This window comes from Desulfovibrio sp. (genome assembly GCF_019424165.1).
Lineage (GTDB): Bacteria > Desulfobacterota > Desulfovibrionia > Desulfovibrionales > Desulfovibrionaceae > Desulfovibrio.
In genome coordinates this window covers 10,357-32,479 of the sequence record NZ_JAHZAA010000024.1, presented here as the reverse complement: position 1 = coordinate 32,479, position 22,123 = coordinate 10,357, and the positions used below count along the sequence as shown (strand labels likewise).

18 protein-coding genes are annotated in these 22,123 nt (G+C 55.7%); 12 read left to right on the top strand and 6 right to left on the bottom strand.

All coding sequences use genetic code 11. From position 1 onward, the window contains the following. Nucleotides 1–53: 53 nt before the first annotated feature. The 3 genes from QZ377_RS08935 to QZ377_RS08925 all read left to right on the top strand — a co-directional run bounded on the left by QZ377_RS08935 (nucleotide 54) and on the right by QZ377_RS08925 (nucleotide 3,035). Nucleotides 54–1,058, top strand: a complete 1,005-nt coding sequence (locus QZ377_RS08935) for a TRAP transporter substrate-binding protein (protein ID WP_291440814.1) — start codon at nucleotides 54–56, stop codon at nucleotides 1,056–1,058. 258 nt (nucleotides 1,059–1,316) lie between these two features. Continuing rightward, nucleotides 1,317–1,736 carry a TRAP transporter small permease gene (locus tag QZ377_RS08930; protein ID WP_291440813.1) on the top strand — a complete coding sequence of 140 codons (420 nt, stop codon included), beginning with the start codon at nucleotides 1,317–1,319 and terminating at the stop codon, nucleotides 1,734–1,736. A gap of 9 nt (nucleotides 1,737–1,745) precedes the next feature. Continuing rightward, nucleotides 1,746–3,035 (top strand): TRAP transporter large permease, encoded by a 1,290-nt coding sequence (locus QZ377_RS08925; protein WP_291440812.1) that lies wholly within the window; start codon nucleotides 1,746–1,748, stop codon nucleotides 3,033–3,035. A 202-nt stretch (nucleotides 3,036–3,237) separates the two neighbouring features. On the opposite strand, the gene QZ377_RS08920 is transcribed toward QZ377_RS08925, so the two are convergent. Continuing rightward, nucleotides 3,238–4,017 carry an HAD-IIA family hydrolase gene (locus QZ377_RS08920; protein WP_291440811.1) on the bottom strand — a complete coding sequence of 260 codons (780 nt, stop codon included), beginning with the start codon at nucleotides 4,015–4,017 and terminating at the stop codon, nucleotides 3,238–3,240. A 248-nt stretch (nucleotides 4,018–4,265) separates the two neighbouring features. Between QZ377_RS08920 and glpA the strand changes: the two genes are divergently transcribed. Genes glpA through QZ377_RS08905 form a run of 3 tightly spaced genes read left to right on the top strand, consistent with a single transcriptional unit; the run spans nucleotide 4,266 to nucleotide 8,369 of the window. Beyond that, entirely contained in the window at nucleotides 4,266–5,873 is a 1,608-nt protein-coding gene (gene glpA, locus QZ377_RS08915; protein ID WP_291440810.1) for an anaerobic glycerol-3-phosphate dehydrogenase subunit GlpA, read from the top strand. Then, a complete protein-coding gene (glpB, locus tag QZ377_RS08910) occupies nucleotides 5,857–7,143 on the top strand; it encodes an anaerobic glycerol-3-phosphate dehydrogenase subunit GlpB (RefSeq protein WP_291440809.1) in 1,287 nt (428 codons plus the stop codon). The genes glpA and glpB overlap by 17 nt, the downstream gene beginning before the upstream one ends. Beyond that, nucleotides 7,140–8,369, top strand: coding sequence for an anaerobic glycerol-3-phosphate dehydrogenase subunit C (locus QZ377_RS08905; protein WP_291440808.1), 1,230 nt, complete (start codon nucleotides 7,140–7,142; stop codon nucleotides 8,367–8,369). Before glpB ends, QZ377_RS08905 begins: the two co-directional genes overlap by 4 nt. Before the next feature lie 335 nt (nucleotides 8,370–8,704). Here the strand turns inward: QZ377_RS08905 and QZ377_RS08900 are convergent, their stop codons facing one another. Continuing rightward, on the bottom strand, nucleotides 8,705–10,129 hold the full coding sequence (locus QZ377_RS08900) for a sodium:proton antiporter (protein WP_291440807.1): 1,425 nt from the start codon (nucleotides 10,127–10,129) through the stop codon (nucleotides 8,705–8,707). Nucleotides 10,130–10,355: 226 nt separating this feature from the next. Further along, nucleotides 10,356–10,802, bottom strand: coding sequence for a universal stress protein (locus QZ377_RS08895; protein ID WP_291440806.1), 447 nt, complete (start codon nucleotides 10,800–10,802; stop codon nucleotides 10,356–10,358). A 923-nt stretch (nucleotides 10,803–11,725) separates the two neighbouring features. Here QZ377_RS08895 and QZ377_RS08890 point away from each other — a divergent pair. From QZ377_RS08890 to QZ377_RS08865, 6 genes are all read left to right on the top strand, one after another. Beyond that, on the top strand, nucleotides 11,726–13,798 hold the full coding sequence (locus QZ377_RS08890; protein WP_291440805.1) for a TonB-dependent receptor: 2,073 nt from the start codon (nucleotides 11,726–11,728) through the stop codon (nucleotides 13,796–13,798). A gap of 275 nt (nucleotides 13,799–14,073) precedes the next feature. Next, nucleotides 14,074–15,111 (top strand): ABC transporter substrate-binding protein, encoded by a 1,038-nt coding sequence (locus QZ377_RS08885; protein WP_291440804.1) that lies wholly within the window; start codon nucleotides 14,074–14,076, stop codon nucleotides 15,109–15,111. After that, the gene (locus QZ377_RS08880; protein WP_291440803.1) at nucleotides 15,098–16,105 is read left to right on the top strand and encodes an iron ABC transporter permease; all 1,008 of its coding nucleotides are present in this window, start codon (nucleotides 15,098–15,100) and stop codon (nucleotides 16,103–16,105) included. The genes QZ377_RS08885 and QZ377_RS08880 overlap by 14 nt, the downstream gene beginning before the upstream one ends. Further along, complete coding sequence (locus tag QZ377_RS08875; RefSeq protein WP_291440802.1) at nucleotides 16,102–16,860, top strand: ABC transporter ATP-binding protein; 759 nt, start codon at nucleotides 16,102–16,104, stop codon at nucleotides 16,858–16,860. Before QZ377_RS08880 ends, QZ377_RS08875 begins: the two co-directional genes overlap by 4 nt. Nucleotides 16,861–16,940: 80 nt before the next feature. Continuing rightward, complete coding sequence (locus tag QZ377_RS08870) at nucleotides 16,941–17,813, top strand: energy transducer TonB (RefSeq protein ID WP_291440801.1); 873 nt, start codon at nucleotides 16,941–16,943, stop codon at nucleotides 17,811–17,813. 10 nt (nucleotides 17,814–17,823) lie between these two features. Next, nucleotides 17,824–19,407 (top strand): bifunctional UDP-sugar hydrolase/5'-nucleotidase, encoded by a 1,584-nt coding sequence (locus QZ377_RS08865; protein ID WP_291440800.1) that lies wholly within the window; start codon nucleotides 17,824–17,826, stop codon nucleotides 19,405–19,407. 253 nt (nucleotides 19,408–19,660) lie between these two features. Here the strand turns inward: QZ377_RS08865 and QZ377_RS08860 are convergent, their stop codons facing one another. Genes QZ377_RS08860 through QZ377_RS08850 form a run of 3 tightly spaced genes read right to left on the bottom strand, consistent with a single transcriptional unit; the run spans nucleotide 19,661 to nucleotide 21,814 of the window. Then, the gene (locus QZ377_RS08860) at nucleotides 19,661–20,488 is read right to left on the bottom strand and encodes a class I SAM-dependent methyltransferase (protein ID WP_291440799.1); all 828 of its coding nucleotides are present in this window, start codon (nucleotides 20,486–20,488) and stop codon (nucleotides 19,661–19,663) included. Beyond that, nucleotides 20,479–21,252, bottom strand: a complete 774-nt coding sequence (locus tag QZ377_RS08855; RefSeq protein ID WP_291440798.1) for a DUF364 domain-containing protein — start codon at nucleotides 21,250–21,252, stop codon at nucleotides 20,479–20,481. Before QZ377_RS08855 ends, QZ377_RS08860 begins: the two co-directional genes overlap by 10 nt. Further along, complete coding sequence (locus QZ377_RS08850) at nucleotides 21,245–21,814, bottom strand: FmdE family protein (protein WP_291440797.1); 570 nt, start codon at nucleotides 21,812–21,814, stop codon at nucleotides 21,245–21,247. The genes QZ377_RS08855 and QZ377_RS08850 overlap by 8 nt, the downstream gene beginning before the upstream one ends. Between the last annotated feature and the right edge of the window lie 309 nt (nucleotides 21,815–22,123).

Below are 22,123 nucleotides of genomic sequence, written 5' to 3'. Positions count from 1 at the left end.
GGCGGGCGGTTCTGGCCGTTCACGTTGAACATAAAAAATTTGGAGGACTTGTAATGAAACGTCTTGTTGCGCTTTTTGTCGCCGTGGGCCTGATCTGTGGGGTTGCGCTCGGCACGGCTCCCGCTGCGGGGGCGGCTACTGTCATCAAAATGGCCGGCATGAAGCCGGAAGGCGAGCCTGAAACCGTAGGTATGCACCTGTTTGGCAAATATCTGAAAGAACTTTCCAACGGCAAATATGAAGTACAGGTTTTTCCCAACAGCCAGCTTGGCAAGGAAGATGCCTATATTGCCGCGACCCGCAAGGGCATTATTCAGATGTGTGCCACCGGAACCCAGACCTCGGCCCTGCATCCGGCCATGGCCATGCTTGAAACCCCCATGCTGTTCGACGACCTTGACCATGCCCGCCGCGCCATGGCAGGCAAGACGTTTGATCTGATCAATGAGGGCTTTACCGAAAAATCCGGCCTGCGCACCCTCAACGCCTTTCCTTTGGGCTTCCGCCACTTCTACTCCAAAAAGCCCATCAAAGACGTGAAAGACCTTGAAGGCATGCGCATGCGCGTACCCAATATTCCCCTGTACACCAATTTTGCCAGGGAATGCGGCATCAGCGGGCAGCCCATGCCTTTTGCCGAAGTTCCCGGCGCTCTTGACCAGGGTGTGATTGACGGCGGCGACAGCCCCCTTGCGGACATCGTCAGCCTCAAGATGTACGAAATCACTCCCGAGATCAGCCTTTCCGGCCATATCCTGGTTATCCATTCCCTCTACATCAATGACAAGTTCTTCAAGTCCCTGCCTGAGCAGGACCAGAAGTGGATTGAAGAAGCCGCCAAGCGTTCCGCCGACGACGTGTGGGTTATGGTCAAGGACGGCGACGAAAAGGCCAAGGCCACCATTCTTGCCAACAAGGGCAATATTCATGAGCCCAGCAAGGAGCTGCATGAGCATCTGGTGAATGCCGGCAAGCGCAGTTGGAAGCTTTTTTACGACACTGTACCCAATGCCCAGGCTATTCTTGATAGTGCCGACAGCTATCGCGAATCCAAGTAAGACACAGTATGTTGCTGCGATGGGCCGGAAAGCATTTTCCGGCTCTTCACAGCAAGCAAGCCAGACAGGCCGTGCCGCATAAAAGGCGGTTGCGTGCCATTTTCGCAGAGGTTGCAGATGCAAAACGAAAATTCAAAAGAATACCCGCCGGATCACGCTCCCGGAGTATACACCTTACATGAGCCGGATTTGAATCCGCCCAAAGAATCAAAAGGTCAGCTGCTTTTTGAAATTTTTTGTGCAGCGATTTTTTTGGGCATGATCGGCCTGGTTTTTTACAACGCGTTTCTGCGTTACGTTTTTTCGTCCAGCTATCCTCCCAGTGAGGAATGGGCGCGCTTTCTTTTCATTTACATCACGTTTTTCGGCGCCATCGAAGCTTTTTACCGCAACAAGCACATTGCTGTGGACATGTTTGTGGTGCTGCTCAAGGGCGCATCGCGCAAGTATGTTGATATTGCAGCATCGCTTTGCAGTATTTTTGCTCTGGGTCTGCTGCTGTACGGCGGCATCGTCAACGTGCTGCAAACCATGGATACCTATTCCGTGGCGACAAACGTCAATATGGCCTTTATCAACGGCACCTTGCCCATCATGGCCTTTTGCGCCCTGATCTTCCAGTTGCGTTCCCTGGCGGTGCTCATACGCCGTCCGGCAGACACCTTCCACAAGGGATAGGAGAGAAAAATGGAGCTGTTTATTTTTCTGGGAACTCTCTTTTTCTTTCTTGCCCTTGGCATTCCTATCGCTCTGGTTCTGGTGCTCTGCGCCATCGTGCTCATGTGGCACTCCGGCATGTGGGATGCCATGATCATTCCCGGCAGCATGCTGGACGGGGCCAACAACTATCCCCTCATGGCCATTCCCTTTTTTGTGTTCGCCGGCGAAATCATGTCCGCGGGCGGTCTTTCAAAAAGGGTGGTGCAACTGGCCCAGCTCATGATCGGCCGGGTTCGTGGCGGTCTTGGCTATGCGGCCATTATCGCGAGCATTCTTTTTGCTGGCCTTATGGGCAGCTCTGTTGGCGAAGCCGCGGCTTTGGGCGGGCTGCTGTTGCCCATGATGAAGCAGGTGGGGTATAACCCGGGTCGCGCCGGGGCCGTTATTGCCTCGGGCGCCATTCTTGGGCCCATCATTCCGCCGAGTACCAACTTCATTCTGCTTGGCGCCACCATCAGCGGGCTTTCCATTACCAAGCTGTTCATGATCGGCCTTGTTCCCGGTATCATGATCGGTCTGGCGCTCATGGTCGTGTGGTTCTTTGTGGTGCGCATCGACGGCTACAACGAAACCATCACCTTCACCAAAGCCGAAGCCATAAAGATCTTTTTTGATGCAACCCCGGCCTTCATGATGCCGGTACTGCTGCTGGGCGGTATCCGCTTCGGGATATTTACCCCCACTGAGGGCGGCGCCTTTGCAGCCATCTACGCCATCGCGGTGTGCATGCTCTATTACCGGGAGCTTTCATTCCGCGATCTTTTGCGCGTAAGCGCCCGCGCCGCGCACACCACGTCTGTGGTCATGCTGGTTGTTGCCGCAGCCACCGCGGTGGGCTGGTTTATCACCATCGCGCAGATACCCAATCAGATGACTGCGTTGTTTACGCCCCTGATTGACAACCCCATCATGCTGCTGCTGGCGATCAACCTTTTCCTGTTCCTTATCGGCATGGTCATGGACCTGACACCCAATATCCTGATCTTTGCGCCGGTGTTTTACCCGTTGATCCAGCAGGCAGGCATTGATCCGTATTACTTCGGGCTGCTTTTTGTGCTCAACCTCGGTATTGGTGTCATTACCCCGCCGGTGGGTACTGTGCTTTACGTTGTCTGCGGCATCGGCAATATCAAAATCACGCAACTGGTTGTCAAACTGATTCCCTTCATCTGTATAGAAGTGGTCATGCTGCTTCTGCTGCTTTTCTTCCCCTCCCTGTCGCTTACGCCCCTCAACTGGCTCATGGGCGGCAACTAGGGCATTTCGTGCTGAACCATTCTGGTCATTAGTACAGACAGAAAAGCCGCTCCGTGCGGAGCGGCTTTTCTGGAGCATCCAGCTTCGGCCCTGGCCGGAAAAGCGGTTTACAGATGCAGAAGGGCAAAAACTGCTGTCGCTTGTGGGCAAAAGGCCGGGTGCGCCCGGCAGGGTATTATAGGGTATTATAAGGTTGCGACAGTCAGGACCAGAAAGCCTCCGCATGGCCCAGGTCTTCCACCACCAGGGTAGGCTGGATGCGTTCTTTTTCAAGGTCAGCTTGCACAGCCTCGCCGCTCAACACCAGAATGACATCAATGCCGGCATTTTCGGCCAGCTTTTTATCTGTGCTGAGGCGGTCGCCGACCATGACCATCTCATCTTTTGCGTAGCGTCGCAGAAGCGGAGCCAGCACTGTGGGATCAGGTTTGCCGAAAACGTGTTGCGGGCTGCGCCCGGTGGCGGTCTGGTACAGGCTGATGAAACTGCCCACATCGGGCAGGGGGCCTTCGGGGGAGGGACATACAAGGTCGGGGTGTGTTGCCAGAAAGAGCACTTTGTCATCTTGAAGCAACAGGGCTGACCGGGCCAGTTTTTCGTAGGTCAGTTCGGTATCATAGGCCAGAATGACCGCCTGTGCGCCATCCTCCGTCAGTTGCAGTTCGGGCATGCGGCCTTGCAGGTCGTGCTGAAAATCGCTGTTGCCCACAGGGTAGGCGCGGCTGATCTTGTTGGCCCGCAGAAAATCTACCAGCGGGCTTACCGGCGAGAGCATGCGCTCAATACTGGCGGGTATGCCCATGCCCTGGAGTTTTTCCACATAACTTGCAGGGGATTTGGACGTATTGTTGCTGAGAAAATAAAAATCCAGGTTCTGCCAGTGGCGCTGTATAAAGCTTACGGCCCCTTCAATGGGGATATGCCCAAGGTACACGGTTCCGTCCATATCCAGAATCATACAGCGTTTCTTTGACCAGTTCATGGCATTCCTTTCTCTTGTATTGCGTGCCGCGTTTTCATCCCGTTTCTTGGTGAAAATATGAAGAGCAGGCGGGATGGAGTCAATTTTTTAATAAGATTCGCAAGCTTGACGCACAACAGCAAAAAGCTCAACATATCAGGCAGAAAAAACAGATGTCATCCTGCCCTGCAAGGCCGGTTCGAACCAGAGCGGCCCACCGATTCTATCCGGACATGGTTGCATAAGCTACATATATATCAGGAGACTGCATGCTGGAAACAACCGTTGTAGTCATTGGAGGCGGCGCGACCGGCATCGGTGCGTTGCGCGACCTGTGCATGCGGGGCATTCCCGCCATTCTGCTTGAGCAGGGGGGCATCGCCCACGGCACCAGTTCACGCTTTCATGGTCTGCTGCACAGCGGAGCGCGTTATGTCGTCAATGACAATGAATCCGCCCGGGAATGCATTGAAGAAAATATGATCGTGCGTCGTATCGGCAGGCAATGCGTTGAGGAAACCGAAGGTTTTTTCGCGCTTACGCCGCAGGACGACCCCGCATACGTTGAAAAATTTGTGACGGGCTGTCGCGAGGCAGGCATTGACGCGCAGGAAATTGAAGTTGCCGAGGCCTTGCGGCTGGAGCCGAATCTTTCGCCTGAGGTTCGCCGGGTTTTTCGCGTGCCTGATTCCTGTGTCGACGGTTTTCGTCTGGTGCTGCACAACGCCATGTCGGCCCGCCGGCATGGCGGACGCATGCTCACCTACCATGAGGCCACCGCCATAAAGCTGCGCAATGGCCGCGTGTGCGGCGTTACAGCAGTTGACCGTCATACCGGGGCAACCGTTGAAATCGCCTGTCAGTGCGTGATCAATGCGGCAGGCTCGTGGGCCGGGCGCATTGCGGGCATGGCGGGCCTTGATGTGGCGCTTTCGCCCGACAGGGGAACGCTGGTGGTTTTTAACCACCGTTTTACCTCCAGAGTCATCAACCGTCTGCATCCCAGTGGCGACGGGGATATTTTTGTGCCGCACGGTTCCATCACCATTCTCGGCACCACGTCCGCATCCACAGACAGGCCGGACGACACCACACCCACGACTGAAGAGGTGCTGCGCCTGCTTGATATCGGTGAGCCACTTTTCCCCCAGGTGCGTCAGTACCGTATCCTGCGCGCTTTTGCAGGCACACGCCCGTTGTATACCCCGGGCGGAGCGGCAGGGCGTAAGGCCAGCCGCAATTTTCATATTGTGGATCATGCGGATGAAGGCCTTGAGGGCATGGTCAGCATTTTCGGCGGCAAGCTTACTACCTATCGCCTTATGGCAGAGCGCGTTGTTGACCGTGTTTGCACCAAGCTGGGGCATAGTGCTGTCTGCCGCACGGCTACAGAAGCCCTTGTGCCGGACGCGGACGAAGCTACGCTCAAACGGGCGGCCCGCTTTTTTCCCATGCAGGGGCTAAATCTCATGGCCGACCGCCTTGGCGACGACCTCCCGGCAGTGCTGGAACTGGCCGAGCAGCAGGCGGGCAATCCGTTGATTTGCGAATGCGAGATGGTGAGTCTGGCTGAAATTGAATACGTGGCGCGCCAGCCTGCCACATATTCCCTTACAGACATACGTTTGCGTACGCGCCTTGGCATGGGAACCTGTCAGGGAGCGTTTTGTTCCCTGCGCACGGTTGGTGCTCTTGCCGAGCACGGCGTGCAGCTTGAGCTGACGCCCACGGACAATGTCCGGCGTTTTCTTCAGGAGCGGTGGGGCGGGCTGCGTTTTGCCCTGTGGGGCATGCAGGCCCGTGAAATGGAACTGAGCCGTGCCATTTATGCTACTACCCTCAACCTGGATGGAGCCGCTCATGAGCAGGACCGTTGACGTACTTGTGGCCGGTTCCGGCATGGCCGGGCTTGTGGCCGCCCTTACTGCCGCGAGCCAGGGTAAAAAGGTCCGCATGCTCACCACGGGCATGGGGTCCCTCGCCATAAGCGGCGGTAATGTTGACATTCTGGCCTATGCTGACGGCGGATCTGTGTCAGACCCCTGGGCGGGCATGGCACTTTTGCCTGCCGAACATCCGTACCGGCTTATGGGGGCGGAATGTGTGCGCGAAGCCATCGCGTTTTTCCAGCGCCAGATGGAAGCCCGGCAATGGCCCATGCAGGCCGCGTCCACTCCGGCGGGGCAGACCTGCAATGTGCAGATACCTACCATTATGGGGACGCTCAAGCCGACACATCTGTTGCCCGCAGGGGTGAACATCAAAGCTCTTGCCGAGGCGCGCCGCGTTCTTGTGGTCAGCGTGGAAGGGCTGCGCGACTGCCGCCCGGCACTTGTCATAAGCCAGTTGCGTCGTTACAGGGCCTGGGCCGACAGGGAGTTCGCCCAGATGACCGTGCCTTCACCCCTGGGCGAAACGCACCGCAGCGCGACGGCTCTTGACCTCGCGCGCCTGATGGAGAAACCGCAAAGCCGCCAATGGCTGCTTGAAGCCCTGAAGCCCCATGCAGGCTCCTGTGATCTTGTTCTGTTACCGCCCGTCTGCGGCAGCAAGGCCCGGCCGGATGCCTGGCAGGCCGTTGAAGCTGCTGCGGAATGCCCTGTTGTGGAAATGTTGTCCATCCCTCCGGGAGTGGGTGGGCTGAGGCTGCGCGATGCACTTTTGCGGGCCTTGCGGGAATATGATTTTGAACTTTTTGAAAATGCCAGGGTGCTTCACGCTGAAACTGCCGGTAAAAAATGCACTGCGCTTGTGGCGGAAGCCTCCGGTCAGGAGCGCCGCCACGAGGCCCGCACGTTTGTACTGGCTACAGGCGGTATTCTGGGGGGCGGGCTTGACCTGGCTCCCGGTTCCGCGCGTGAAAGCATCATGGGGCTGGATATTGCCGTGCCGGATGATGTGGAACTGTGGTCGGAAGCCGAACTTTTCGGCAAGCACCTGTTTGCCCGCATGGGAGTGCGTGTGGACAGTACCATGCGCCCGGTAAGCTCTCAGGCCGCTGTTTGCTGGAATAACGTTTTTTTTGCGGGACGCAGCCTCGGCGGCTACGATTATGCAACGGAAAAAAGTGGTCATGGCGTTGCCGTTGCCACCGGCTGGCAGGCCGGGCGTATGGCCGCGGCGGCAGCTTCGGAGGAAAGCATATGAGCACGCGCATAAATCCCGATCACTGCATCGCCTGCACCACCTGCGTTGTGCATTGCCCCGTGGCTGACGCTACTTCAAAGTTTCTTGGCCCCCGCATGATCGGCCCTGCCTATGAGCGTTTCCGTCTGCTGGGGCTGAATGAAGACCCGTCTCTGCACTATTGCTCCAACTGCAAAAATTGCGATATCACCTGCCCGCACGGCGTACCTGTCTCCAGCCTGAACATGATGGCCCGGGCCGACCAGTGTAAAAAAACGCCTCCCGGCCTGCGCGACTGGATTTTGGGGCATGGCGAACTGATGGCAAAGTGGCTGCACCTTATCCCTGCGGCGCTTAAAAACTTTGGCATGCTCAATCCGGTGACGCGGCAGGTGCTGCACAAACTCGGCATACACAAGCGCGCCCCCTTGCCCGCTTTTGCCGGCCGTAATTTCCGCACATTGGCGCGTCGGGTGAAACAGCCGGAAACCGGGCGTAATGTGGTTTTTTATCCCGGCTGCTATGTGGATGTGTATGATCCGCAAACCGGGCTGGACATGATCTGGGCCATGAACCGGGCGGGCTACAAGGTTATCGTGCCGCAAGATATTGTATGCTGCGGCCTGCCGATGGTCGCCAACGGCTTTTGGCAGCACGCCAGAAGCAATGCCGAGCACAACCTGCGCGCACTGGCGCAGTGGCGTGATCAGGGCCTGCCGGTGGTTACGGGCTGCCCCAGTTGCGCCCTCATGTTCCGTGTGGATCTGCCCGAATATTTTCCTGACCTGGACGAAAAGTATGGCGCATGCCGCCTGGACGATGCGCAGGACTTTTTGCTGGCTTGCGCCGATTCCGGAGATCTGGACACGTCTTCAGACAAATCCCTGCAAGATCAGCCGGACATGAAGATCATCTATCATGCCCCCTGCCATTTGCGGGCTCAAGGCAACGGCCTGCCCAGCCTTGAGCTTTTGCGGCGGTTGCCCGGAGTCAGTGTCAGCGATGCACATGCCGGTTGCTGCGGCATTTCCGGCAGCTATGGCTTTAAAACTGAAAAATATGACATCGCTCAAGAGGTCGGGGCCGAGCTTTTTGCTGCTGTCAGGGAAAGCGGCGCGGATATTTCCGCTTCAGAGTGCGGAACCTGCCGTGTGCAGATCAGGCATGGCAGCGGCAAAGACTGTCTGCATCCTGTGAGCATCCTGCGGCACAGGCTGGAAGCCGGGAAAAAAAGCAAAAAAGAATAAAACAAGAGGGCGGGTTTCCGCCCTTTTTTGTGAATAACCCTCTGCCATCAAGATTTCAAAATGATTGCTTGCTGCAACGGCAAGCAGATGGCCGCCTGCGTGGCGTGTCAGGCTGAGGTTGCAGGCGGTGTTGCGCTTTTTGAGCGGTTAACGCCAGAATACTCTCATTGCATCCGTTTATGCCGCCTGCCCGGCGAGCAGGGTCCGGCCGGAAAGGGGTGGCGCAAAAGATCAGGGCGGGGAACGCATTGTTCCCCGCCCTTTTTGTCATTCGGTATGTCCCGGTTGCGGCTTGCCTCAGAAAGGTTCAGCCGGGCTGCGGTGACATGTGTTTTTTAGAAAAACAGCCATGTCAGCAAGAGGAACAGGGGAACAAGTATGCCCACAGACCACGCCATGTAGCCGAAAAAACTGGGCATGCGCACGCCCTGGTTTTCGGCGATGGCCCGGACCATAAAATTGGGCGCGTTGCCGATGTAGGTATTGGCCCCCATAAAGACTGCGCCTGCTGAAATGGCAGCCAGCGTCGCCGGAACGTCGTACATAAGGTGCGCGGCATCGCCGCCGGCGGTATTAAAGAACACCACGTAGGTGGGCGCATTGTCCAGAAAACTCGACAGCAGGCCTGTAAGCCAGAAGTACATGGCGTTGTTCGGCTGCCCGTCACTGGACACAAGCTGGATAAGCCCTGAAAGCGCACCGTCTGTTCCGGCCTTCAGAATGGCGATGGCCGGAATCATGCTGATAAAGATGCCGAGGAAAATCTTGGCCACCTCTGCAATGGGCGCCCAGGAAAAGTCGTTGAGCTTGCGGCAGGTCTGGTCGGTGAAGCGCAGGGAAAGCCCGGCAATGCACAGCAGCAGCACGTCGCGCAGCAGATTCTGCCCTTCAATGGGAACTCCATACAGTTCCACCAGCACTCCCATGGGCCAAAGGCCAGAAGCCAGCACCGCCATCACCACGCCTAACAGGAAAAGGAGGTTGATTTTACCGTCAAGGCCCAGTTTTTCAGTGGAATTTTTGTCGTCAGAAGGCGGAACCGGCTTGCCTTCCTTGGCGTAAAGCCAGGAATCAAGAGCCACATAAATAAGCAGCAGGATAACCGAAAGCAGCAGGGTTTTAAAGAACAGGTTGGTTGTGGTCCAGAAGAAGCTCACACCCTTCAGAAAACCCAGAAACAACGGGGGGTCGCCCAGCGGGGTAAGGGAACCGCCAATGTTGGCTACAAGAAAAATGAAAAAGACCACACTGTGGGTTTTATACCGGCGATGGGCATTGGCCCGCAAAAGCGGGCGGATGAGCAGCATGGCCGCGCCGGTGGTTCCCATCCAGCTGGCAAGCACGGTTCCCACGGCCAGCAGGCCCGTGTTTACCAGTGGAGTGCCGGTGAGCGAGCCTTTCAGGCGCACACCGCCTGCCACGGTAAAGAGAGCAAAAAGCAGAATGATAAAAGGTACGTAGTCCAGCAGTATGATATGCAGAAGTTCGTACAGGGCTACGGAAAAGCCAAATGTGAGCGCACAGGGAACAAGAAAAGCCAAAGCCCAGAATATGGATATCTTGCCGAAGTTATGTTCCCAGAAATGCGGTGCGAAAAGGGGCATCACAGCGATGGAAAGCAGCATGCACGCAAAAGGCGCTGCCCAGTAGACGGGTAGTTCTGCGCCGGGAACCGTGGGGTGACCCTGGGCGGCAAAAACTGTCGCAGGAAGAAGAAGCAGTACGGAAAGCGCGGCAAAGGAGGTTAAGTGTCTCAGCATAATTACTCTAGAAGTCTAAGAATGCGTCATGCCTTATGCTGCCCTACAGCCTGGTTGCCCAAACCGCATGGGCTTCAGCCTGCCGGATATGCAGATATCCGTAAGCAACAGTCAAAAACAGTTTATCCCTTTCATTGTTCTATGCTGCCGGAACGCGGGAGCTGCCCCGGCAACAGAAATGTGCCGGAAGCCGCAGGTCTCCGGCGGGTAGCCCCGGTCTGTCTCGTTACCGTGTAGAATTGTTTCTGTTCACCAGCAATACCGGAATGGAAGCATGGCGCAGCACATGATGGCTCACACTGCCGAGGACGATGCTCTTTATTTCGCTGATTCCGCGTGTACCCATGATTATCATGGTGCAGCCAAGTTCCTTGGCTGCGTCTACAATGGCTTCTGCAGTTTCGCCATACCGGATGTAGGTCTTTATATCGCAATCCACTTTACCCAGTTCGGCTCGGATGCTTTCAAAAAGGGCTTCGGCATCTTTTTCGTGTTCCTGCTTGAGTTTTTCGCGCTGTTCGCCCCCGATCAGGCTGGGAATAGGCGCAATGCAGTGCAAAATGTGGAGTGTTTCTCTGCCGGGAATGGCTGCCGTCAACTGGGCAGCAACACGGCAGGCGGCCTTTGCGTCTTCAGAGCCGTCAACCGGAATAAGTATATCAGAATAATTCATATTCTCTCCATTATGATGTTGCTGCTTCAGGGGCAGTGCCGGGTTAAGGCTGCCGTTTGCCGCCAGGCAGCGCTCGCCTGTATTCACTCTGTAAAGACCGTTGTACCGCCGGCGTCTACAGCCGGAACAGCCTGCATCTCGTACAGGCAAAACCAGCAGCGCGTTTTTTGCGGCAACGGAAAGCCCCATACAGGCCGCCTGAAAAACACGGCGCGGTTATTGTCATGCTACTCTCATGAACCGCGTTGGGCATTTCGTTGTGTTATATCAAACAACGCGTTTGAGGCAAGAAATTGTCAACAAATCATTTTTTTTTGGTGACATTATTCCCGTGCGTTGAGAAGGGCAGGATTGTTTTGAAAATCTATGTGTTCTGGCCGCACATCCGTTGATAGTAAAAGTTGCTTTTCGTGTTTCAGGTTCATGATGCTCCCTGAAGCCTCGCCACTGGCCTGTATTCCAGCAAAAACACGATACCCGCACGGGCTCAGGTGCCGCCAGCAACAGGTACGCAGCCATCCCGGCCAGTATGCGTGCAGACGGCTACAGCGTGGTTCACTGCTTGTTTGTGGCCGACTGTCTGAAATCGGCTCTTTAAATTGATCCATCAAGTTGAAGGTGGAGCTACGGAATGCGTATTGTGGATAACGCAGATATATTTTTTTATATCTCATGTGAAAATAATCATTCATGGTGTTTTTAAATTGTTAAATACATATTAATTAAATATAGTTTGTCCGAAAAAAATTATTTTGTATTCACGATTAAAAAAATATCGCTACCGAGTTGCGACTTAAAACCATCATATGTACTCAAATGAAATTAAAATTCCATCTGATAGAGAATGTCTTGTGTGGAGCAACTGTCCTTTGCCTGGATATGGACAGGTTTTTCTTTCTGTTATTTCAATAACTGGAGGGCATATGAGTTGTAGGCGCGTGTTATTCCTGCTCGCGATACTGCTGTTGCAGGCAAGTGGCGCATGGGCGCAGGAAGAGGGGGCCACGGAAGTTTTGTTGACGCCGCTTGAGATGACAGAGCCAAAGAATACCATTGACCATATCACCCAGACAGATATGGAAAGAAAAACGGCCCTTAACCTGTGGGAAGCACTCAGAGGGGTACAGGGCGTATATTTACAGACTTCTGCCGGTCGTAACGAAGGAACCATAAGCATCCGCGGTTCAAACCGTTACCAGGTGGGTATGTATATTGATGATATACCTGTAGCCACGGCATATCGTAATGAATGGGATTACAATAACACACTGACCTATGGCCTTGAATCGGTAGATGTGTCCAAGGGCTACAGTTCGCCGTTGCTTGCAAGTAATAACAACCTGGCTGGTGTGGTGAACCTGCGTACTGCCAAACCCAGAAAAGAGTTTGAGTTTTCCGCAAAATATATGAATTTTTTTGATCGCAGGATGCATGATCAGGGCAGAATGGTTGCCGCCAGCATCGGCACGAGGCAAGACCTCTACTATCTGAAAGGCACCTTCGTTTATGACAAACAGGATTTTTTCACTCTGCCGGAAGGCTTTGACGCTGCTCCCCAGCAGGGTACGGGACGCCGGAAAAATTCCGACCACAAGAACATGAGTGCCAACATCATCGGCGGTTGGACCCCCACCGATGATGTGGACATTATGGTAGGCTACATGCGGCAAAGCTTTAAAAAGGGCCAGCCCTTCGATGCAGCCCAGTACCGTACCGATGCCAGCGGCAAACAGGCATATCCTTTTCAGCGCTCATGGTACTGGCCGGAATATGAAACCAGCCGTCTTTATGCCAACGCCAACTTTAACCTGAGCAAGCAGGCCCACCTGAAGGCCGTGGTGTATTACGACTGGCATCAGGATAAATCCGAAAGCTATACCGATATCAGCATGACCAAAAGGGACTATCCTGATAAAAAGTACGACCAGTATACAGTGGGCGGACAATTAACCTTTGACTATACGTTCAATACGGCCAACAAGCTGGCACTTTCTGCCGGTTACCGCATTCTTTCCCATAAAGAATACAATGATTATGCAGTATTTGATGATAGCGGCCTGCCCAAGAACAAAAAAAAGAAAAAGGCCGACATCGGCGATGAGCTTGATGAGCATATCACAGAGGGCTACTGGGACTTTGGCGCGGAATATACGCTCAAGCCCTTTGACCGCCTGACGCTGGTTTTTGGCACAAGCCTCAGTACTATGACCCCCATGACGCTTGAAAGCCGGGATCATAATACCGGCGGCATGCATTCGTACAAGAATGGTCTGGACGACACCAAAACCCTGTTCAACTACCAGGTAGGCGCGTTTTACGACCTTACGGAACGACATGAAATTTTTGCCACTTTTGCGAAAAAATCCCGTTTCGCCACCATGCGCGAAAGATATTACAGAAGCGGTGATGCCCCTGCCAACCCGGACCTGAACCCCGAACACGCCTACCACTATGAGCTTGGCTACAAGGGCCTTATCGGCGACTGGCTCAAGCTCAACACCAGCGTGTACTACAGTGACATTAACGACATGATTACGTCCAAGGGGCCGAAAGGGGCCATGTATTTTGAAAACCTCAACAGGGCCACTTTTTACGGCTTTGAGGCGGGGGCAGAGGCCGTTATCAGCCAGTACCTGAGTGCGGGCGGCGTGTTCAACTATATGCGCTGGGATAACTGCACCAATGACGAAAAACTCACTCAACTGCCGGAAATGACGAGTACTCTTTATGCGGTTGTTTCTCCTGTGGAAGGGCTTTCCGTTATTCCTCAGGTCAATATCAGCAGCGGTTTTTACTGGAGTACTTCAGCGGATGACGGGCCGTACAGAAAGTCTCCCAACTTCGCCACCGTGGATATCAAGGCTGTGTACGACATCACCAAAAACTTTTCGGTGGAAGCGGGCGTGAGAAACCTTTTTGACCAGGAATACGCGTACAGCGCGTATTATCCCGAACAGGGCCGAAACTTCTTTGTGGGCGTGAGCGCCAACTTCTAGGTACTGTTTTCCATAGGCCTGACTGACGGAACATTCCTGTTGCTTCAGCCGTTGCCCTTGCGTGTAACGGCTGAAGCATATCTCTTGGACGGATTATCGGCGGTTTGTTTGCTGGCCGGTTTCGCATGCGGCAGAAACGGAATGGCTATTTGGTGCCGCCGCTGAAGAGTCTTCACTCAGCGTACCCGGTCATGTTGCATGGCGAGGATACCCCGGCCGGGCGCTGCCGTCGGTCCGGCCATTTTCCGGAGCGGCACGCAAAAAGGATGGTGCATATGCGGAGCAGATGTATTGCCATAGGGCTGCTTGCGTTGCTTGTCATGCCGCTTTGGGTTGGCGCGGCAACAGATATGGCCGCAGCTTCCGAAAGCGGAAGACACGCAGAGGGCGCACGCAGCATCTATTGCGCCACCCCGCCTTCCACGTTCACTCTGTACGCCCTTGCACCGGAACTGCTGGCGGGCTGGAATACGCCTCTCCGGGATTATGAGAAAAAATTTATTCCTGTCCGCTACCATGACCTGCCGGTTCTGGGCGGCTGGTACGGGCAGGGCTTTATCCCCGACAGGGAAATGCTGCTGGCCAGCGGCGTCAAGAAAGCTTTTTATCTTTCCATGGGCGCTCATGACCATCTGCCCATCGAGCAGACCCTGACCAGCCTGGGCATGCAGGTCACCAGCATACCCGGCGCAAGGCTGGCAGACATGGCCCCCTGTTTTCTGGCCATGGGCCGAGCCTATGGCCGTGAAGAGCGTGGGGCGGCCTTGGCCGCCTATGCATCCGAGACGCTTGAAAAAGTATCTCGCGCAATGAAGGAGTTGCCCCAGGAAAAACGGACAAGGATTTACGTGGCCCTTGAGGCTGACGGCCTGGCCTCCATCTGCCGTCAATCCAGGCGTGCAGAGGTGTTTGCCGCCGCCGGCGCCGTAAGCGTGCATGACTGCCCGCCCGGAGCGGAAGAAGCTTTTTTGCGCGTAACTTTTGAGCAGTTGATGGCCTATGACCCGGAGGCGATACTGGTTTTTCATCCGGCGCTCATGCGGCGTATTCCCACAGATGCCAAGTGGGCTGCTCTGTCCGCTGTGCGCGAGGGCAGGGTGTATTTTATGCCGCGCGGCCCGTTCAGCTGGCTGGAGCGTCCCGCCACCTATATGCGCCTGCTGGGCGTGCAGTGGCTTGCAAACAGGCTGCATCCCGATCTTTATCCGGTAGATATCAAGGCAGAGAGCAGGCATTTTATGAAACTTTTCTTCAACCTGGACCTTGATAACGCCCAGGTGAACGATCTTTTTGAGCCATATGGCACATTCTAGAAAAACGCTGTTCGTGCTTGCCCTGCTTTTGCTGGCGGCCATTGTGTTTGCCCTGCCCATGGGGCGCTATCCGCTGCCCCTGGGCGATCTTTGCCGCAGCCTGCTGGACGCCTGGGCGGGGCGTCCGCTGGATGACGAGCAGCGCAGGCACCTTTTTTTGTTTTTTGATCTGCGCCTGCCGCGTATCGGCTCAGCCCTGCTGGTGGGGGCCTGCCTGTCCGCTTCGGGTACGGTATACCAGAACATGTTTCAGAATCCTCTTGTGTCGCCTGGCATACTGGGTGTGCAGCACGGGGCTGCTTTTGGCGCGGCCATAGGCATTGTGTTTTTTTCTTCCTGGCCGCTGACACAGGCTTTTTCCTTTGCGGGCGGCACGCTGGGCGTGGGGCTTTCTCTCTTTTTTGCATGGCTCTACCCCAGGGCGCGGTTTTTGGCGCTTGTGGTGGGCGGCCTTGTAAGCAGTTCGTTTTTTGTGGCTCTGACTTCTCTTGTGCAGTATGTGGCCGACCCCAACCGTCAACTGCCGGAGCTTGTGTACTGGCTTATGGGTACGCTGTCCCGCACGGAGCCGCATCAACTGGCCTGGAGCGCACCCCTCATGCTGATCGGCCTTATCTATATCTGCCTCAACGGCAAAGCGGTAAACGCTCTCGCCATGGGGGACGATGAAGCCCGTACACTGGGAGTACAGAGCACGGCCATGAAGCTGCGCCTTATCGGGGCGGCAACACTTGTCTGCTCGCTTACGGTGGTGCTTGCCGGGGTCATTAACTGGGTGGGGCTGGTTATTCCGCATGTCATGCGCTTCATAAGCGGGCCGGACAACAGGGTGGGGCTTACAGCATCGGCCATGGGCGGCGCGCTTTTTGTGCTGCTTACAGACACGCTCATACGCTCTGTCTGGACTGTGGAGCTTCCGCTGGGCATTGCCACATCACTCATAAGCATGCCGCTTTTTGCCTTCAGCCTGTGGTACGACTGGAAGCGGCGATGATAGAAATACGCAATCTTACCGTCAGCTATCACCGCGCCCCGCCGGTGCTGAAAAATATTTCCTTGCATGTGGACAGGGGCGAGGTGGTCAATGTGCTCGGCCCCAATGGTTGCGGCAAAACAACACTGCTTCGGGCGCTTCTTGGGCTTTTGCCCGCACCGTCCGGAAGCATTGTGCTGGACGGTTGCCCTCTGGAAAAAATCAGGCGGCGCAGTCTGGCCCGCAGTCTTGCCTATGTGCCGCAGCAGCATACGGGCGTTTTCGGCTTTCAGGTGCTGGACGTGGTGCTTATGGGCCGTACCGCGCGCAGCCCCTGGCTGCGCTTTTCTGCAGAGGATCGGGAGTGGGCTATGGGGGCGCTGGAAAAGGTGCGCCTGACCCACCTGGCGGACAGGTCGTATCTGGAGCTTTCCGGCGGGCAGCGCCAGATGGTGCTGATTGCGCGCGCGCTGGCGCAAGACTGTGCGGCGCTTGTGATGGATGAACCTGTTACGGGCCTGGACTATGGTAACCAGTTTCACCTGCTTGATCTTATTGGTGAACTTGCGTGCTCCGGCCCGGCCATACTGCTTACCACGCACCACCCGGAGCAGGCCGTTTATCTTGGCGGGCGGGCGGTGCTTTTGAAAGACGGCATGCTGGTGGCGGATGGCCCTGTGGCTTCGGTCATTACCGAGGAGCAGGTGCGGAAACTTTATGAATTGCCGCCCAAGGCCGAAGTATGGATGCGCCTGACCGGGACCAGCACATCATGAAAAATCACGGTGCTGCAGAAAAACATCTCAGCATGCCCGGGGCTGAGCAGGTGTGCGTCACAACGGTGTTTTCAGGTAACATGATGTTTTTTCTGCTTTCTTTGGTTCTGCATACTGCTGTGCTTGCCGTCTTGTGGTTTCTGGCCGTTCCTGCATCGGGCATGGGGCAAGGCGCAGGCACGGGCGGGTATATTACGGTAAGCCTGCTGTCCGGGCCACCGGGCGATTCCGGCGGCGGGGATTTTTCTGCCTCATCGCATGCTGCTGCTGACGCCGCATCCCCATCTGTACCGGCTCTGGCCGACGAAACCGCTGAACCTCCCGCAAGCACGCCCGCCCCAGATACCACTCATGCCGCAAACCCTGATCTGAAACAGCCTGATGCCGCCCCGGCTGCGCCGGAGCCCCCTGTTACTGCTGCCACGGCCATTCCCGTGCGCACGAAAAAAGACGAACAGAAAACCAGACCCAAAAGCCGAAAGGCCGGGAGGGCCGCCATAGAAAAAGCCGTTCCCGAGCATGCGCGGGTCAGCCGTGATGGCAGGGGGCAAAATGGCGAAAAAACCTCCGGCGCGGGCCACGAACAGCCCGGCATAGCTGCGGGGCGCGGCGGTCAGGGGGGAGAAAAGGGCGGCGCAAGCGGCGAAGGCAGTGCTGCCGCGTCAGGAAGCTCCGCCGGATATCTGAAAGGTAATTACGAATATATCAAAAAGCGCGTCAGGCAGTATCTGGTTTACAACCCGCAGGCCAAGCGCATGGGAATTCAGGGCATGGTGACGGTATCTTTTACCATACAACAGGACGGCAGGGTCAGGGATGTCGCAGTCAGTAAAAGCAGCGGCTATCCTCTGCTGGACGAATCCGCCCTTGAGGCAGTGCGCAGCGCAGCGCCTTTTGCCGCGCCGCCGGAACCGGCGCGGGTAATCATGCCGGTGCAGTTCAGCCTGAGGTAGTGAGGTGATCATGTTTTTTGCAAGAATTCTGCTTTTTTTTCTTCTGCTTTGTACTGCGGTTCCGGCCCTGGCGGACATAAAAATATTTATCACCAATGATGTTCATGGCCATGTAGCCGACAATCCGGAAAAAAAGCGCATCGGCTACGCCCGGCTCAAGGCATTGGCCGATAGCGCGAGGGCCGAGGGGCATACGGTTTTTATCCTGGATGCGGGAGACGCTTTCAGCGGCAGCGCCTATGCACAGAAAGACAAGGGCCGCTCAGTGGCAAAACTTATGGGGCAGGTGGGCTACCGCGTGCTTACGCCGGGAAACCACGCCTTTGACTATGCCGCATCTGAAGGGCCTTTGTACTACGGCAATGAACTGCTGCGTCTGGTGCGCGAAAACAGCCCGGGCAAGGTTGATGCCGTGGCCGAAAATCTTACATACAAGGGGGCAGATACACCGGGCATGGTTACAGAGCCTGTGGTTATTTATGACGAAACATCGGAAAATAAGCGCGGCCTGCGCGTTATTGTCACTGGCGTCATCACGCCCTATACGGTGAAACCCGGCATGCGGCAGGTGCTAAAAGAGTATGATTTCGGTCTGAAACCCACGCCGGAAGACACCAAAAAAGCCATTCTGGAGCGGCTGACGCATTCGCTTGCGCCCTATGACCGGCCGGAAGATATCGTTATAGTGCTGAGTCACCTCGGCCATGCGGGGCCGCAGGGCGACAGGGATGGTCGTATTACAGGACCTGATGTGGCCGCCGTACCCAACGTGGATTTTGTGGCAGACGGGCACAGCCATCAGGCCGTATCCCCGAGCCGCCAATACGGGGCAATGTATGCCAACGGCGGACGTTATCTGGAGCATGTCATGGAGATCACCCTTGACGGCAAGGGAGGCGACATGGCGTTGAGGGCGTATGATGACGTGGCAGGTGTCGTGCCGGACAGGGCCATGGCGGAAAGCATACGTCAGCTTGATACCGCATGGGGCTTTGCGGAAGTGCTTTTTACTTCCCCCGATGACAGTATTTTCAGCGACCGGCGATTGCGAAAGGACAGTACGCCTCTGGGCCGCCTTATTTGCGAGGGCATGGCAAAGGCCACCGGTGCTGCTATTGCCCTGCACAATCCTGGCGGCATACGCGCTGGGCTGCCCGGCGGGCCTGTGCGCCTGCGCGATCTGCATGATGTTTTGCCCTTTGGCGACACCCTGGTTACAGCCGACATGACAGGCAGGCAGATTGCCGGAATTCTCATGCGCGGTGCAGGCCATGGCGGGCGTGGCCTGCCGCAGTTCTACGGACTCACTGCCTGGGCCTGGCGGGATGGAGCAGGTGCTCTGCATGTGGCCGGCCTTCGTCTCGCAGACGGAGACCCGTTGCAGCCGGACAGGACGTACCGCGTGGCTCTTAACGGTTTTATGGCCAGAAATATGGATCTGCCCACGAAAAAAGATCACGGAACGTTGGTGGATGTTCTGGAAAAACAGTTGAAAAGCGGTGTTGATGCCGAAGCCCTGCGGTCAGGAAAGAATCTGTATGTTTTTACTGACAAGACTGCGGCGGAGGCGGCCTGGCAGGCCGGGACTCCCTAACTGCGGCCTTCAGGCAGGCGTTTAGAGCAATGAACAGTTGCAATGCTCTTGTTGCCGGTATTGGGCAGCCTGCCGGATCGCCCCAAGGATATCCGGGTGCGTTGCGGTTGTGAGGCAGGCACGGCCCTGCTGTGCGAGCTTTCTTGGCTCGACTGGTAATCTCCCCCGTGCCGCGCAACCTGTTTGCGTGGTTACGTGCCATAACGAGCGGCACGTAACCTTTGAGAATGTATAGCCGTAAAAGTATTCTGCTCTAGACGGCCCAGAACATGATGGCTACCTTTGACTGCACACTTTCATGCACCCGTCCGTCACGGCTGATCTCCGCCAGTGTGCGGGTCAGACGTTCTTTTTGCTGCGGGGTGAGCGGTCCCATGCTTTCAAAGTAGCGCAGATACATCAGTTCCGCCTCTTCAAGGCTGCTGTCGCTCTCCCATGCCCTGTCCATATATTCCACTTCGGGGTAATACCCCATCAGCCAAAGAAGATTGAAGGCGCAATAAAAGCTGCGGCTTATGCGTTCTTTATGTGCATCCCAGTCAACCAGTGTCTTTAGATGGTCACGAACCGAGTGGCGGGTATCGACCTGGCTTATCATGCAGCAATAGCCGCAGGAGGCGGCGATCATTTTTTCCAGCGCGGCCCGGTCATTGACTGCCGGGGTTCTGGAGGCAAGAACCAGTTGAAATTTTTTTCTCCAACCCAGGCCGTCCAGGTTCGCATGGCTCCAGTCCAGCACCTGAAAATGCGCGTTGGCGCAACCGTCCCGTGCAGCGTTTTCTTTGGCGAGTTCTACCATTTTAGGGGCTATGTCGAAGCCTTCCACACTTCCCGCCAGCGGGGCCAGTTCCAGGGCGTGACTGCCGGGACCACAACCGATATCAAGTACGGCCTCCGACGGATCAAGCTGCGCCTTGCGGGCGATATGCCCTACAAGGAGGCGCCGGTGCTCGCGTGACGCATCGCGCCGGACGTGATCGTTGAACGAGGGCGCGCGTTTGTCCCAAAAATCTGCCATGCCGGTTCGTTCCGGCTGGTAGTCAACCCAAAGGTCTTCAAAAGTACGTATCGTTACAGGCATGATTCGGCCACCATATTTACCTTTCGACCGCCCCGGGAGAAGATGGCTTCGCAGTCGTCATCCTTGAGGGCAGCGGCTACCCCGTCAGCATCAACCACAACCAGACCCGAAAGGGAGCTTAGCCCGTGGGCGAAGAGCAGGGGATTCATTGGGGTGCTCGGGCCTACCAGGCAGACCTTGGCTTTCGAGGTCAATTCCAGCAGCCTGGTGATGGTTTTGTTGATAAAGGTAGTGCCGGTAATAAAAACAAGGTCCTGGTGCGGTAGAATATATTCCGCTGCCGTGTCCGGAAAATCTCCCGGACGGGGCTGGCGCTCAAGGATTGAAAGCTCACAGCGCTGCTGTAGCTGCGCAAGACCTGGGAAATGCCCGATCACAGCCACTTTTTTACCGTTTGCTTCTGAAAGAAAAAAGTCAAACGCATTCCCGTGGTAACGGTCCAGTGCCGCGCGCAATGGGCTTTGCTGTACAAGGGCCAGCGTGTTGTTGGCTGCGTTCAGGGCGGCAAGGCCGATGGAAGCGGCGTTGAAGTCCCACGATTTTACCTGCTCTGCCACCCGGCGCAAAGGCTGGCCCACGATGTCGTAGCGCGACAGGCAAGAGTCATCCATGCCCTGAGCAAGGGGAAAATGCTGCGCCAGCCCTATGCCGCCGCTGTCTGACTCCAGCATGAGCCAATGTTTGCCGTAGGTAAATGCCTTGACCAGAGCGGTGCCGGGCACAGAGTCAAGCAATGCGTCATACAGAAACCAGCGCTCAGTCATGGCGGGCCTCAAGGGGACGATAGTAGGCGCCGTGAGCACAGGCGTGGCAGTAGGTTTTGCCGTCCCGCACAACTTCCTTGCAGTCCAGCACGTCTTCGCCACAGGCGGCACAGGAGCATACGCGAGCTGGCGGGCCGGGCTGTTCGCCTTCCGGCAGGTCTATGTGTACCTCTTGCCATGAAAAAATATCATCGTCAGCGTATTTTTCCCAAAAGGCTATCTGCTCCTGTTTGGGAGCATGGTGGGGAGGGCGGTCGGACGTGGTTACACAGACCCTGACAGCCCTGCCGCTTTTGAGGTCAAGAAAAGACATGGCGGTTTTGCCGTACCCATAAACCTTGACCCGCCTGCGGCCCAGGGTCACGCCTGTGACCACATAGGCGGCATCAGCCACGCATCTGTCTGTTTCCAGAAAAATAACAAGATCCCGCAGATCATCTTCGGGCTTCAGGTCAAGCAGTTGCAGGGCCATAAGGGCCATGCGGATGCCCAAAACCTGTCCGCTGCAAATGTGACCGTGGTACTTTTCAGCCTTTTCAAGAAATGGTGTGATGTTTGTCATGGTCTTATTGTAGTTGATGTGTATGATATTTTTTAAAAATGTATCCGCTGTTATGGGTTGTGTCAATGTACTGTCGTAATATGCAATGTGTTGTTTGTGTTGTTGTGGGATTATTGTTGATATAATATTTTTTGTTTGGCTTTCGATAGTCACGCTTTTACATTAATCGATACTGTTGTGTTCATGCTAACTGTGTCTTGTTTCCGTTTATGTGTTTGCAGGGCAGACATCAGGTTTTTGCAATGATGCGGCAGCGTAAGTCTGCCTGCTTGCGTCGGAAAGTCCTGCTTGCCCCAAAAAGGCCTCTTC

Bases quoted from the DNA above. Each gene is read 5' to 3' on its own strand.
- QZ377_RS08935 (WP_291440814.1), top strand. From the start codon at position 54: ATGAAACGTCTTGTTGCGCTTTTTGTCGCCGTGGGCCTGATCTGTGGG.
- QZ377_RS08930 (WP_291440813.1), top strand. From the start codon at position 1,317: ATGATCGGCCTGGTTTTTTACAACGCGTTTCTGCGTTACGTTTTTTCG.
- QZ377_RS08925 (WP_291440812.1), top strand. From the start codon at position 1,746: ATGGAGCTGTTTATTTTTCTGGGAACTCTCTTTTTCTTTCTTGCCCTT.
- QZ377_RS08920 (WP_291440811.1), bottom strand. From the start codon at position 4,017: ATGAACTGGTCAAAGAAACGCTGTATGATTCTGGATATGGACGGAACC.
- glpA (WP_291440810.1), top strand. From the start codon at position 4,266: ATGCTGGAAACAACCGTTGTAGTCATTGGAGGCGGCGCGACCGGCATC.
- glpB (WP_291440809.1), top strand. From the start codon at position 5,857: ATGAGCAGGACCGTTGACGTACTTGTGGCCGGTTCCGGCATGGCCGGG.
- QZ377_RS08905 (WP_291440808.1), top strand. From the start codon at position 7,140: ATGAGCACGCGCATAAATCCCGATCACTGCATCGCCTGCACCACCTGC.
- QZ377_RS08900 (WP_291440807.1), bottom strand. From the start codon at position 10,129: ATGCTGAGACACTTAACCTCCTTTGCCGCGCTTTCCGTACTGCTTCTT.
- QZ377_RS08895 (WP_291440806.1), bottom strand. From the start codon at position 10,802: ATGAATTATTCTGATATACTTATTCCGGTTGACGGCTCTGAAGACGCA.
- QZ377_RS08890 (WP_291440805.1), top strand. From the start codon at position 11,726: ATGAGTTGTAGGCGCGTGTTATTCCTGCTCGCGATACTGCTGTTGCAG.
- QZ377_RS08885 (WP_291440804.1), top strand. From the start codon at position 14,074: ATGCGGAGCAGATGTATTGCCATAGGGCTGCTTGCGTTGCTTGTCATG.
- QZ377_RS08880 (WP_291440803.1), top strand. From the start codon at position 15,098: ATGGCACATTCTAGAAAAACGCTGTTCGTGCTTGCCCTGCTTTTGCTG.
- QZ377_RS08875 (WP_291440802.1), top strand. From the start codon at position 16,102: ATGATAGAAATACGCAATCTTACCGTCAGCTATCACCGCGCCCCGCCG.
- QZ377_RS08870 (WP_291440801.1), top strand. From the start codon at position 16,941: ATGATGTTTTTTCTGCTTTCTTTGGTTCTGCATACTGCTGTGCTTGCC.
- QZ377_RS08865 (WP_291440800.1), top strand. From the start codon at position 17,824: ATGTTTTTTGCAAGAATTCTGCTTTTTTTTCTTCTGCTTTGTACTGCG.
- QZ377_RS08860 (WP_291440799.1), bottom strand. From the start codon at position 20,488: ATGCCTGTAACGATACGTACTTTTGAAGACCTTTGGGTTGACTACCAG.
- QZ377_RS08855 (WP_291440798.1), bottom strand. From the start codon at position 21,252: ATGACTGAGCGCTGGTTTCTGTATGACGCATTGCTTGACTCTGTGCCC.
- QZ377_RS08850 (WP_291440797.1), bottom strand. From the start codon at position 21,814: ATGACAAACATCACACCATTTCTTGAAAAGGCTGAAAAGTACCACGGT.